The 13,016-nt window shown below is 42.7% G+C and carries 10 protein-coding genes; 4 read left to right on the top strand and 6 right to left on the bottom strand.

Annotated features, from left to right (window positions below; all coding sequences use genetic code 11):
* Positions 1–73: 73 nt before the first annotated feature.
* Positions 74–466: a hypothetical protein gene (locus F909_RS01380; protein ID WP_005154694.1), complete on the top strand. Its 393-nt coding sequence runs from the start codon at positions 74–76 to the stop codon at positions 464–466.
* 68 nt (positions 467–534) lie between these two features.
* Here F909_RS01380 and F909_RS01385 read toward each other — a convergent pair whose 3' ends face one another.
* The 5 genes from F909_RS01385 to F909_RS01405 all read right to left on the bottom strand — a co-directional run bounded on the left by F909_RS01385 (position 535) and on the right by F909_RS01405 (position 7,656).
* The gene (locus tag F909_RS01385) at positions 535–2,214 is read right to left on the bottom strand and encodes a long-chain-fatty-acid--CoA ligase (RefSeq protein WP_005154693.1); all 1,680 of its coding nucleotides are present in this window, start codon (positions 2,212–2,214) and stop codon (positions 535–537) included.
* 156 nt (positions 2,215–2,370) lie between these two features.
* Complete coding sequence (parC, locus tag F909_RS01390; RefSeq protein WP_005154691.1) at positions 2,371–4,590, bottom strand: DNA topoisomerase IV subunit A; 2,220 nt, start codon at positions 4,588–4,590, stop codon at positions 2,371–2,373.
* Positions 4,591–4,824: 234 nt separating this feature from the next.
* On the bottom strand, positions 4,825–5,469 hold the full coding sequence (locus tag F909_RS01395; protein WP_005154690.1) for a trimeric intracellular cation channel family protein: 645 nt from the start codon (positions 5,467–5,469) through the stop codon (positions 4,825–4,827).
* Between the two features lie 52 nt (positions 5,470–5,521).
* Positions 5,522–5,992 carry a YchJ family protein gene (locus F909_RS01400; RefSeq protein WP_005154689.1) on the bottom strand — a complete coding sequence of 157 codons (471 nt, stop codon included), beginning with the start codon at positions 5,990–5,992 and terminating at the stop codon, positions 5,522–5,524.
* Positions 5,993–6,078: 86 nt separating this feature from the next.
* Positions 6,079–7,656: a TerC family protein gene (locus F909_RS01405; protein ID WP_005154688.1), complete on the bottom strand. Its 1,578-nt coding sequence runs from the start codon at positions 7,654–7,656 to the stop codon at positions 6,079–6,081.
* A 325-nt stretch (positions 7,657–7,981) separates the two neighbouring features.
* Between F909_RS01405 and F909_RS01410 the strand changes: the two genes are divergently transcribed.
* Positions 7,982–8,608: an LOG family protein gene (locus tag F909_RS01410; protein WP_005154680.1), complete on the top strand. Its 627-nt coding sequence runs from the start codon at positions 7,982–7,984 to the stop codon at positions 8,606–8,608.
* 53 nt (positions 8,609–8,661) lie between these two features.
* On the opposite strand, the gene F909_RS01415 is transcribed toward F909_RS01410, so the two are convergent.
* Positions 8,662–10,449, bottom strand: a complete 1,788-nt coding sequence (locus tag F909_RS01415) for a choice-of-anchor I family protein (protein ID WP_005154679.1) — start codon at positions 10,447–10,449, stop codon at positions 8,662–8,664.
* Between the two features lie 164 nt (positions 10,450–10,613).
* Here F909_RS01415 and mdtD point away from each other — a divergent pair, with 164 nt between their 5' ends.
* Together mdtD and F909_RS01425 are read left to right on the top strand one after the other, a co-directional pair.
* Positions 10,614–12,002 (top strand): multidrug transporter subunit MdtD, encoded by a 1,389-nt coding sequence (gene mdtD / locus F909_RS01420; RefSeq protein WP_005154678.1) that lies wholly within the window; start codon positions 10,614–10,616, stop codon positions 12,000–12,002.
* A gap of 43 nt (positions 12,003–12,045) precedes the next feature.
* Positions 12,046–13,014, top strand: a complete 969-nt coding sequence (locus F909_RS01425) for a hypothetical protein (protein ID WP_005154677.1) — start codon at positions 12,046–12,048, stop codon at positions 13,012–13,014.
* Positions 13,015–13,016 lie beyond the last annotated feature (2 nt).

The raw sequence follows: 13,016 nt of genomic DNA, 5'->3' as shown, positions 1-13,016 counted from the left end.
TCAACAAGCGTTTCTTTTACACAGCGTATTTGTGTAAAAGTTGTGTTTTTTCATACAGTTTTAAGGTGCAACCATGCAACGCCAAGATCAAAAAGAAATGTTTGATGTTCTCGCCCAACAACGACAGCATCAGCTTTTAGTGGATCGTGTGCTGAAAGTTGTACTACCAATCGTCGCCTTTTTACTCTGTGTGATTTGTGCCAATCTGAATTGGCAATCAACTTTAGGTACCTTTGTGATTCTCACCGTGGCCTTTTATGCCGTCGGTATTTATCGCTTAACACTTTGGCACTGGCTCGCAGTAATCGTGCTGTATGCTGTTGCAGATAACTATTTTAGTTTTAATGGTATCGATCCAACCCGTTTACGTTTTCAGCTGGTGACCATGGTGGTGTTTGTCGGCATTATCGGCCTTGGACGACCTTATATCGACCGTTGGTTAATGAAATCAAATAGTGCCAAATAAATCCAAATAAAAAACGCCGCGATTGCGGCGTTTTTTTATGCTTCTCTATTCGAAAAACCTGAAAAGTCTTACGCTGGTTTACGTAAATCTTTACGTAAGATTTTACCCACGTTTGATTTCGGTAATTCTTCCATAAACTCAACATAACGTGGGCATTTGTAGCCCGTTAAGTTTTGTTTGGCATACGCAATGACTTCTTCTGTGGTTAAAGAAGGATCTTTCTTCACGATGAATAATTTTGGTACTTCACCTGATTTTTCATCTGGAACACCAATCGCAGCCACTTCCAATACTTTTGGATGCTTCGCAATCACTTCTTCGATTTCACTCGGGTAAACGTTAAAGCCTGACACCAAGATCATGTCTTTTTTACGGTCAACAATCTTCACATAACCACGTGAATCCATTACACCGATGTCACCTGTACGGAAGAAATTATCAGCGGTCATCACTTTGGCTGTTTCATCTGCACGATTCCAGTAGCCTTTCATGACTTGAGGGCCACGGATTGAGATTTCACCTTGTTCACCAAGCGCAACTTCTTTCCCGTCATCATCCAAAATTGCAACTTCTGTTAATGGCAATGGAATACCAATCGTGCCACTAAATTCAGTTGTTGCAGGTGGATTCGCAGTTGCAACAGGAGAAGTCTCAGATAAGCCATAACCTTCGATAATGGTTGTACCTGTGATCTTTTTCCATGCTGCCGCAGTCGAAGGCAATACAGCCATACCACCGCCCATTGCCATCTTCAGATTGCTATGGTCAAGCTGTTTGAATTCTTCATTATTTACCAAGGCATTAAACAATGTATTTACTGCTGGGAAGAATGAAGGTTGGTATTTACGCAACTCACCCACCACCGCTGGTAAGTCACGTGGATTTGGAATCAAGATATTGGCTTGACCTTTGTACATACCGTAAAGCGCGCACACCATGAATGCAAAGATGTGATAAAGCGGTAATGCACAAACGATACGATCACCTTTCGCACTGTCAGAAGCACCAAATTTACTTGAGAAAATTGCTTCACACTGAAGTAAGTTTGCAACAAGGTTACGATGCGTCAATTCAGCACCTTTAGAAACACCCGTTGTACCACCCGTGTATTGAAGTACTGCCGTATCACTTAAGGTTAAGCTTGGGCGCTTATAGTTACTCGGATTGGCTTTGTTTAATGCGGCATTAAATTTGGTATGTCCAGGGATGTTCCACGCTGGAATTTGCTTTCGTACTTTACGTAAAACAAAGTTGACCAATGTACCCTTTAATGTACCCAACATATCACCCACAGAAGCCACCACAACATGCTTCACAGGTGTTTTACCAATAATGCTTTGATAAACGCTGGCAAAGTTTTCAATGATTACCAACACTTCAGCACCAGAGTCATTCAATTGATGCTCAAGTTCACGTGCGGTATATAATGGGTTCACATTCACAAGCACTAGACCTGCACGGAACACACCTAAAGCAACCACTGGGTATTGGAAAACGTTCGGCATCATGACCGCAACACGTGATCCTTTAGCTAGACCTAAGCTTTGTAAATAAGCAGCAAATTTACGGCTAGCGACTTCTAACTCATTAAACGTTAAAACTTTATCCATGAAGATAAAGGCATCACGTGAACCAAATTTTTGGAAATTGCGTTCAAAAATATCAACAAGTGAGGTGTTTTCAGCAGGCAGTTCAACTGTTTCTGGAATTCCTGTCTTTTGGTATTCAGCAAACCAAATCTTTTCCATAATGCCATTATCTCCGAGTGGTAATCCTTAAAAATGTAACAACGTTACGTCCATGACAAAACATTTTTTTTAACTTTTTGAATTGCCCTGTCAATCTATTCAAACAATATGAATACATTGTCATATATAACGTATTTGTATCACAGAATACTAGCCTTATCTCTGAATGAAGAGTCTATTTGCTTTTTGATATCCGCGTGGTAAAAGTTGCCCCTTTGTTGCTCTTTTTCCTAGATATTTTTGGAGATCTTCCCCTTTCAGTTTTAGATGCTGTTGTCCTGCAGCGACTTGGATTATTTCATCTAACGTCAGGGTTGTCATGGATAAAATTTGCTCTTTTTCATCAAGTTGTATCAACTTGTTACCTTTACCTTTATTCAAAACTGGAAGTTCTGCTAAATCAATAATCAGTAAACGTCCTGATGAGCTCAGAATGGCAACATGGGTTGCTTGCTGAATTGGCAGCAAAGGTAAAGCAAATGCTTTATCTGCTACGCTTAAAAATGCTTTACCTGCTTTCGCATTGGTATCTAACTGAGCAGCTTGCGTTTTGAAACCATAACCATTTGAACTAGCGACTAATAATTCCTTGTTATCATCATCAATAAACACTTGGGTGAACGAAACGCCACTAGCAGGTGATAGTTTTGAACTAAGCGGTTCTCCTAAACCTCGTGCCGAAGGTAGACTGCTAATTGGCAAGGCGTAACTTCGGCCTGTTTGATCCAAGAAATACACCCGTTGATTGGTTTTACCCACAGCATGACTTAAATACTGGTCACCCGCTCGGAAGTTAAGGTTCGCAGCATCAACATCACCACCTTTGGCTGCACGCACCCATCCAGCTTCTGACAAAACAACCGTTACCGTTTCAGCAGGCAGCAAGTCTTGTTCTTTAATCTGAACCGCATCTGCACGCGCAACGATTGGTGAACGGCGATCATCACCAAATTTTTTCGCGTCTTCTTTCAACTCACCGATAATCAAATTTTTCAATGATTCAGGATTTGCCAATTGCTCACGGATAATGGCTGCTTTCGCCTCCAATTCCTCTTGCTCACGACGAATTTCCATTTCTTCAAGCTTGGCTAAATGGCGCAGTTTAAGTTCCAGAATCGCTTCAGCTTGAATATCATCAATCCCAAAATGCTGCATCAACACAGGTTTTGGTTGATCTTCTTCGCGAATAATCCGAATCACGGTATCAATATCTAGGTAGGCAATTAAAAGACCTGCCAAGATATGTAAACGCTTTTCAATTTTGGTTAAGTGATATTGCAAACGACGGGTCACGGTTTGCTTACGGATCTCAATCCACTCTAACAAGATGCGGCGAATTGATTTCACCTGTGGGCGACCATCGGCTCCAATCATATTCAGATTGACACGATAGCTAGATTCTAAATCTGTCGTGGCAAATAAGTGACTCATTACCGTTTCTGCATCGACACGGTTAGAGCGCAGCACAATCACCAAGCGTGTTGGATTTCGATGATCAGATTCATCTCGAATATCCGCAACCAAAGGTAACTTCTTGGCAATCATTTGATCGGCAATTTGCGTCACAACTTTAGAACCTGAAACCTGATACGGCAATTCGCTAATCACGATTTCATTTTTCTCAACCGTATACACTGCTCGAACACGGTAACTACCACGGCCTGTGGTTTGAATTTTCAGTAATTCTTCTGGCGGGGTAATGATTTCAGCTTTGGTTGGTAAATCTGGTGCAGGAATATACTCTGCTAATTTTTCATCTGTGGTTTCAGGATTACGAATCAACGCAATCGTGCCCTTCACCACTTCACGTAAATTGTGTGGCGGGATATCGGTCGCCATCCCCACCGCAATCCCTGTTGTACCATTCAACAGAATATTGGGAATACGTGCAGGTAAAGTGATTGGTTCTTTGATCGAGCCATCAAAGTTATCTTGCCATTCACTGGTCCCTTGCCCGAGTTCGCTCAGCAATAACTCACTATACGCTGACAATTTGGCTTCGGTATAACGCATTGCCGCAAATGACTTTGGATCATCTGGCGAACCCCAGTTACCTTGACCTTCAACCAATGGATAGCGATAGCTAAATGGCTGTGCCATCAGCACCATCGCTTCATAACAGGCTGAATCGCCATGCGGATGATATTTACCGAGTACGTCACCGACAGTACGTGCTGACTTTTTCGGTTTGCCTGTCGACTTTAAACCCAACTCGCTCATCGCATAGACAATACGGCGCTGTACGGGTTTTAAGCCATCACTGATATGGGGCAATGCACGATCCATAATCACGTACATGGCATAGTTCAGGTAAGCCTGCTCTGTGAATTCGGCTACGGAACGGTTTTCTGTTGCATGATGTGCAAGGCTGGTCATTTCAGCGAGTCATCCAAAATCATTTATTATCGTCAATGCTTTGTATGCTATGTGGATGAAAGCGTTGTGACAAGCCCTTGTTGTTGTTTAAACGTCAAATGGTGTCTTTGAAGGATTACAAGACCTCAAAACTTAAACGTTCTTGGTGATTTAGAAGCAGATAAGCGGCATAAAGCCGCTACTCAGAACACTATTTTTGCTCTTATAAAATATTTTTCTTTTAATCTAGAGAGATTAATGTTCATCTGTTGAAGAAGCAGATTCGGCATCATCTTCTTGATAAATAAATTTCGGCATTTCCAGACCAAAATAAATCGCGATCAAACGTAAGGTAAAACCAAACACCAACGTAAAAATCACGGTGAGATCGTGCGGCAAGCCAACTTCCAAACACACCCAGTAACAAATCACGGCAACAAAGGAAATACTGGCATACAATTCACGACGGAACACCAACGGTACATCATTACACAGAATATCGCGCAAAATACCACCCGACACGCCTGTTAAAACTCCTGCCACCGCAGACACCACAAAACCATGCCCCATGGATAAGGCAATCTGGCAACCAATGATGGTAAAACCAATTAAACCCAAAGCATCTAGGACCAAGAAAATGTTACGCAGATGACGCATCCATTTGGCAATAATGATGGTGACAAACGCTGCAATACAGGTCAAAACCAAATATTCAGGATGTTTGACCCAAGTCAAAGGATAATGCCCGAGCAACACATCGCGAACCGAACCACCGCCTAAAGCCGTCACACAGGCAATCAGCACCACACCAAACCAGTCCATACTGCGTCGACCTGCTGACAATGCACCTGTCATCGCTTCCGCAGTAATGGCAATAATATAAATCACGGTGAGTAACATCTGCCTACATCCCTAAATCAGGCGTAAAAGTGTGCGCTATTCTAAGACAAACTTAGATGAATTGTGCACAACATTGTTTAAATTTTTTCCCCGAGCCACAAATACACGGTTGTTTCATGGTGATCTGCATGTCTAGCGTTGGATCAAGGAAATACCATTGCTGTTGATGCAAAACAAAATGTGAAACTTCATGATGAATATGAGCTTGCGTGCCATCATGATAATGTGCCTTAAACTCAACCAGCGCATGCGTTTTGTCCAGCTTGGGCTGATGTCGCACGACTTCCAGTTTGAGCCATTGATTCGATTGACTCCAGTCTGCAATCGCAGCACGGTCTAAAGCCGACTGTTGCCCCAAGGCTGTGGTTTGCAAAATATAATCAATCTGTTGCAATGCAAAAGCACTATAACGCGATCGCATGAGTTGCTCTGCACTTTGAGCAACTTGCTGTTTTAAGTGCAAAGGCTGACAGCACGCAGCATATTGCCCCTGCCCACATGGACAATTTTGTGATGATGTCATTTTGAATTCTCAAATAAAAATAGCCCGAGTAAAACCATTGCATCACAACGGTCAAACTCAAGGCTATTCAGAATAATACAGCTTGGCTATTTCTCGACAGACTTCTCTTTGGCAAGAATGCGCACTTTTTCAATTTTATGCCCATCCATGGTGACCACTTCAAAGCGATAGCCATCGACTTCAATCATGTCACCATTTTCAGGTAAACGACCGAGATGGAACAGGATATAGCCTGATAACGTTGAGTATTCTTCGCTTTCATCGACCAAATCTTTGCCCAATAACAAAGACACATGGCGAATGTCGGTTGAACCTTCTAGCAACATCGAACCATCATCTAGGCTCTCCGCAGTTGCTTCCAATTCGTCTTCATCTGGGAATTCACCTGCAATCGCTTCTAGCATGTCAATCGGCGTGGCAATCCCTTCAATCGAACCATATTCGTTCAATACGATTGCCATTTGCAGCGGTGCTTGACGTAATTGCTCCATCACCATCAACACTTGCGCATTCTCATGCACAATCACAGGTTCACGTAAGTGCTTAGTGAAATCAATCGCACCTGTTTCGATGTATTCATTCAACACTTTATGGGTGAGTACAATACCTTCAATATTATCCAGCTCACCCCGTGCAATAATCAAACGTGAATGGGTCATTGCCATTAAACGTTCTTTCAACTCAGCAGGATCATCATCGAGATCTAACCATTCCAATTCTGGACGTGGTGTCATCACCGACTTGACTGGACGCTCAGATAAACCCAATACCCCTTGAACCAAGACACTGTGATAAACGCCATTGTCTTCATCAAAGACTTCTTTGGCATAAGCTTGAGTCGCTAAAACATCTTCTGCTTCTTTGTCTTCATTACCATTGCCTTTACTGCCCAACATACGCAGTACGGCAGAGGCGGTGCGATAACGTAAATCAGTGGTCGTCACCAATTTTTCTTGGTTACGGCGCATCGTCTGATTGATCATTTCCACCAACACCGAGAAACCAATCGCTGCGTATAAATAACCTTTCGGAATATGGAAACCAAAGCCTTCAACCACCAATGAGAAACCAATCATCATCAGGAAGCCAAGACATAGAATCACCACAGTTGGATGCTTATTGACAAAGTCCATCAGTGGTTTTGATGCCCAAAGCATGATACCAACAGCAATAATCATTGCCAGCATCATTACACTTTGATGCTTCACCATGCCAACCGCAGTAATCACACTATCTAAAGAAAAGACGGCATCCAAAACTACAATCTGAACAATAACCATCCAGAAAGTAGCATGCACTGGATTTTCTTCTTTCAGTGTTTGATGACCCTCAATTCGCTCATGCAGCTCCATGGTGCCCTTAAATAATAAGAACACACCACCAAACAGTAAAATCAAGTCACGACCAGAAAAAGCATGATCGAAAATATGAAACAATGGTTCAGTTAATGTCACTACCCATGCAATTGCCGCAAGCAATCCCAAACGCATCAGTAAGGCGAGAATCAAACCAACTCTACGAGCTGCATTACGTTGTTCTGGTGGTAATTTTTCTGCCAAAATTGCAATAAAAACAAGGTTATCAATACCTAGTACAATTTCAAGCACCACCAATGTGGCTAAGCCAACCCAAGCAGCAGGATCTGACATCCATTCCAGAATCATTGAGGTGACTCCTCTGCAAAATCAGCAATATTGTTATGAAGTTGAGATTTTAAAAGGTCGGCACAAGTAGCCAAAACATTTTTTTTAGGAAATAAGAACAATGCGGAGCGACAACAACCACTACTCATAGAGGTACATAGATTAATAAAAGGATTTTTAGTATAGGCAAGATTTCAGTGAAATTCACCCTTTTTATGTGGATGATGTTTTCAAATTCTTTCTAAGCGTTACAAAATAGCTTTGTATGTAAAGTGTGCATAAAACTGTCACAAACCTGATTTAGCCTAGACAAGCACAGCGAAAATGATAAGGTGAAAATAAACGAATGAATAGTGTATTAAGAATGACAGAGACAAGAAGCATTACTCCTACTCCCATAAAAACCACCCAATCTCTGATTGCCCTCTATTGCGGTTCACGTACAGGGAACAAGCCGATTTACCGAGACAAAGCCATTGAACTTGCCCAGCATATTGCCAACCAAGGGTTTGGTATTGTCTATGGCGGAGCCAGTATTGGTCTGATGGGACAAGTGGCGGATACTGTACTTGAACATAGTGGTGAAGTGGTCGGCGTGATTCCTGAATTCATGCTGGATTATGAAATTGCCCACCATAAACTCACCGAGCTGCATATCGTCACTAGCATGCATGAACGCAAAGCCCTGATGGCTGAACGTGCCAGTGCGTTTATTGCCCTACCAGGTGGTCTAGGTACCTTTGAAGAAATTCTGGAAATTGCCACTTGGGGACAACTCAATCAGCACCAAAAACCCATGATCATCTATAACGTCAATCGTTTTTATGATGCCCTGATTGCACAGCTTGATCATGCGGTAGAAGAAGGCTTCTTGCCACCGCAACATCGCGCCAAAGTGATTATTTGTGAAACGCTGGAACAGATTTCAAGTGTGATTAAAAACTTAAACACACCCAGCCATATCGAAGTCTAAACCATACCAATAAAAAAGCGGATCAGATCGATCCGCTTTTTTATGGCGAGTACTTACTGCACATTGACCTGATAGACTGTTGTTGAACCACTAACTTCATTACCGACTACCAATAATGGCTTGCCATTTGGCGAGTCTTTCGCTGCAACAAAAATTAAGCCTTCAGGTCCTAAATCTCCCTGCTTCGCAACATCAGTTTCAACAAAATTACGCGTGGTAAAATATTCAATATATTTAGGCTTATTCGGGATGGTAATGTCATACACCATAACGCCACTCATCCGCTCCAAGCCGATAAAAGCAAAGGTTTTCTTACCAATACTACCTACAGTAACCCCTTCAGGTTCTGGACCTTTAGCTGCACTTCGTTTATCAAACGTTACTTCCTCATGATCACTATTAAAGTAATTCGGGAACAGTTCGGCTATTTTCTTTTCAAATTCACTACCCGAATCCCAGACCAATTGTCCTTGGGTATTCCAGATACTAAATGAGCGTGCACCATAAGCATAAAGCTTGTCATAAACCAAATAACCATCGGCATCCAGTTTTGGCGTCCCATCGGCATGCATTTGGTAACCCTTGGTCCAAGTCACTTTTAAACGACCTAATTGGTTATCTTCGCGGCATTCTTTTGCATCTGTTGTCGTTGCCCCACAATAACCAAATACTGCCGCATTGAGTCTTGCACCTTTGACACCGACAGCAATTTTCTGCAAGTGCGCTGGATACTCATCTTTTACTTTATTGGTAAAGCCACTGCTCTTGAATAAATCTTTGACACGAATTTCTTCTACAAAACCTTTGCTTGTATCACCACCAAAATACGCATCTGAATCTTTTAACCATGCCCGCGCATCACCTTCATTGGCTGTCACCAAATAGGTTTGACCATTGGCTTGATAATTGGCAATCGAGTCAGGTTGATACATACCGACTAAGCCAGCCCATGTTTTGATGTCAATTTTCTTGTCTTTATCACTGACATCCAGCTCATTGCCAACGAGACCATGATCTTTATAGCCCAATGGATAGATATCGGTCACTTTCTGCTGCGCAATATCAATCCGTGCAATCGCATTGTTTTCTTGGAGTGTCACCCAAGCAGTTTTACTGTCCGCAGAAACGGTAATATATTCAGGTTCCAAGTCTTGAGCGACAGTTGCATTTGGCCCAAAAATACGTACCCCTTTAGCCAATAAATCTGCCTTTTGTGTGTTCCATGCCTTAAAGTCCGCCACACTGGCTTTGGGTTGCTGGATATTACTGACATCGATAATGCTGACAGATCCCTCAGGATCAACTGAATAATCATCATTTGGCTCAGCTTCATTGGCCACCAAAACAGTTTTACCGTCTGGGCTAAAGGTCAGCATATCGGGTAAAGCACCAACATTGACCTTACTGATAAAACTCAAGTCCTTGGCGTTAAAAAAGACCACGATCCCAGTATCTGTTTTCTTCTCAGCTTGGACTGCGAGTGCAACAATGCCATTTTTTACCGCGACACTATTTACTTCCGAATTAGCCAAATAAGTGCGTGCGGATAGCACAGCAATATGGACTGGTTTTTCAGGTTTTGACGCATCTAGCACATCAACCAAACCCTTCTGTGCATTGACCACAAAGAGACGTTTGCTTGCAGCATCATAGGCTGGAATTTCTGCCGCGCTTTTGGCAAAAATGTTGGTTTCATAACGCCCCAACAAGCTCAGCTTAATCGTTTCTGGTGTCGGCTCTACGACTTCAGGTGTTGGCGTTGAGTTGTCATTATCATCATTACACGCCACTAATCCCACCGACAGCAATGCCGCTAATACAACTGAAATCTTAGATTTCATGATCAAATTCCATACAATTTATGTTGTATGGCTAATTTAGTATTGGGTAGTGCAAGTTCGATGACATTTTCATGTCAGTTTCATGACCACTCTTTGACAATTTTAGTCTGTATTTCAAGCACAGTTGCATTACACTAAAACTGACTTTTTATCCGTCACGGCCCATGACAACAACAACCCATCAAGCTGTACAGCCCGAATTTCGATTGTTGGTGCTCTTGGTCTCCATTGGCTTTTTTATGCAGGCCTTGGACACCACCATCGTCAATACCGCGATTCCCGCCATGGCAGTGCAACTCAATGAAAATCCACTGCAAATGCATGGCGTCATTGTCGCGTATGTGCTGTCTGTTGCAGCCTGTATCCCTTTAAGTGGTTGGCTGGCAGATCGTTTCGGAATTCGGAATATCTATCTCAGTTCCATGGTGATTTTTAGCTTGGCGTCACTGGGATGTGGCTTATCTCAAAACCTAGAGCAACTGTTGTTTTTCCGCGTGATTCAAGGTATCGGTGGCGCACTCCTGATGCCTGTAGGCCGTTTGGCTTTATTAAAGCTGATTCCACGCTCCCAATTCCTGTCCGCCATGAGTTTGATGAGTCTTGCTGGACTCGTCGGGCCGCTCATGGGACCGACCTTAGGCGGCTGGTTGGTTGAGGTGACGACCTGGCACTGGATCTTTTTAATTAATATTCCGATGGGAATTTTGGGAATGATCATGACCTTCAAAGTCATGCCAAACCAGAAAGAACCTACAGTCAAAGCCTTCGATTTAAGTGGTTTTATCTTATTGATGGTGGCGATGGTTGGCTTGTCCTTAGGCATTGAAAATATTGCAGCTTCACAATATTCACGCTGGGTCAGCCTAGGTTTATTAATCACAGGGTTGGTCGCCGCAGTAGCTTATGCCTACCATGCACATAGTCATCAAAATGCCTTGTTTCATGGCCGCTTATTCCGCTACAAAATTTTCTCGATTGGGGTATTGGGGAATTTCTTTGCCCGTTTAGGCAGTAATGCAATCCCCTTTATCTTGCCATTGATGTTACAAGTTGCTTTTGGTTTTGAACCCTTTATTACAGGGTTAATGATGATTCCCATGGTCTTGGGTTCATTATTTTCTAAACCCATTATTCGTCCGTTAATTCAAAGCGTTGGCTATCGTCGTTTTCTACTGACCAATACCGTTTTGGTGGGTTTGTGCATCGCTAGTTTTTCGCTGATGACGGCCGAGACACCGCTGTGGCTGAAAGTCTTGCACTTGTTTATCTTCGGAACACTCAATTCCTTGCAATTTGTGGGTATGAATACCCTGACGCTGAAAGATTTACCACAACAAGACGCCAGCAGTGGCAATAGCTTTTTATCCATGATTATGATGCTCTCCATGAGTATCGGGGTTGCTTTGGCAGGTACACTGATTAATCTGTTTGGTCAGCATTTCTCAACTGCTTCGATCAGTACCGCCTTCCATGCCACCTTGATTACACTTGGCTGTATTAACATCATTACCGCATTGGTATTTTGGCAGATTCCAAAAGAGACCACGGATTAAATTTAAAATTTTGAGCTCAACGAAAATAATAAGGAAAAATGACATGATCGTTCCCCAACATTGGGCCGAGGCTAAAATAAAAACCAAGATTGCAGGACGTCAATACACCATCAAACGTTTTGGCTGGTCAGATCAAAGTCTAGAAGCTGCGCAAACACATGCTGAACAACGTGTTGCCGAAGCGATTGAAAGGATTAAGGCAGGCGAAAACATTCGCAGAATTGACCATAAAGTCCCTTATAATGGCGCTGAAGGTGTACCTATACGCGAGCAAATTATTGCTCAGCAAGAGGATGTGGTGATCACTCGAAACGCTTATGGCGCATTATGTTTAAACACGCCAGATGTATTATTTGCAGATCTCGATTTTGAATACTCGCCGCCATTTAAACTGCATCTTGTCGCATTTTTATTGTTGTTACTCATCTCCGTCGTTAGTGCAATTTATACGGCGTCATGGATTGTCCTCGGCGTTGGATGCATACTGTCCTTCATATTGACAGGTCTGATGACAAAGATCCTGTTTGATCTGCACAGCAAGTTAGGGGGAACACCTGAGCAACGTGCCTTGGCATCCATTCAGAATTTTTCTAAACAGCATCCCACATGGCATTTACGCGTTTATCTCACCCCAAAAGGCTATCGGGTTTTGGTGATGCACCAAACATTTGATCCTCATAGTGATGAGACTCAATCTTTGTTTAATGCCATCAAAGCCGATCCAAATTATGTGCGAATGTGTAAAAACCAGAATTGTTTTCGCGCCCGAATCAGCCCGAAACCTTGGCGAATTGGTGTCAATCGGTTACGTCTAGGGGTTTGGCCAGTCAGTGAGGAACGTTTAGCCATACGAGAAAACTGGGTTTTGGGTTATCAGAAACGCGCTGAGAATTATGCGTCATGCAAATTTGTGGCACAATTGGGTAGTCAGACCATTCATGCCAAAGCGAAAAGAGTACAATCTATCCATGATCAATACTGTAAATCTGACACTCGCTTAGACATCGCGTAATA

It is taken from the genome of Acinetobacter sp. ANC 3929 (genome assembly GCF_000369405.1).
GTDB lineage: Bacteria > Pseudomonadota > Gammaproteobacteria > Pseudomonadales > Moraxellaceae > Acinetobacter.
Note: the sequence above shows the minus strand (reverse complement) of the source record. Positions and strands in the feature narration are given on the sequence as shown.

Coding starts and splice junctions, on each gene's coding strand:
- F909_RS01415 (WP_005154679.1), bottom strand. CDS start 10,449: ATGAAATCTAAGATTTCAGTTGTATTAGCGGCATTGCTGTCGGTGGGA.
- F909_RS01385 (WP_005154693.1), bottom strand. CDS start 2,214: ATGGAAAAGATTTGGTTTGCTGAATACCAAAAGACAGGAATTCCAGAA.
- parC (WP_005154691.1), bottom strand. CDS start 4,590: ATGACCAGCCTTGCACATCATGCAACAGAAAACCGTTCCGTAGCCGAA.
- F909_RS01400 (WP_005154689.1), bottom strand. CDS start 5,992: ATGACATCATCACAAAATTGTCCATGTGGGCAGGGGCAATATGCTGCG.
- F909_RS01405 (WP_005154688.1), bottom strand. CDS start 7,656: ATGATTCTGGAATGGATGTCAGATCCTGCTGCTTGGGTTGGCTTAGCC.
- mdtD (WP_005154678.1), top strand. CDS start 10,614: ATGACAACAACAACCCATCAAGCTGTACAGCCCGAATTTCGATTGTTG.
- F909_RS01425 (WP_005154677.1), top strand. CDS start 12,046: ATGATCGTTCCCCAACATTGGGCCGAGGCTAAAATAAAAACCAAGATT.
- F909_RS01380 (WP_005154694.1), top strand. CDS start 74: ATGCAACGCCAAGATCAAAAAGAAATGTTTGATGTTCTCGCCCAACAA.
- F909_RS01410 (WP_005154680.1), top strand. CDS start 7,982: ATGAATAGTGTATTAAGAATGACAGAGACAAGAAGCATTACTCCTACT.
- F909_RS01395 (WP_005154690.1), bottom strand. CDS start 5,469: ATGTTACTCACCGTGATTTATATTATTGCCATTACTGCGGAAGCGATG.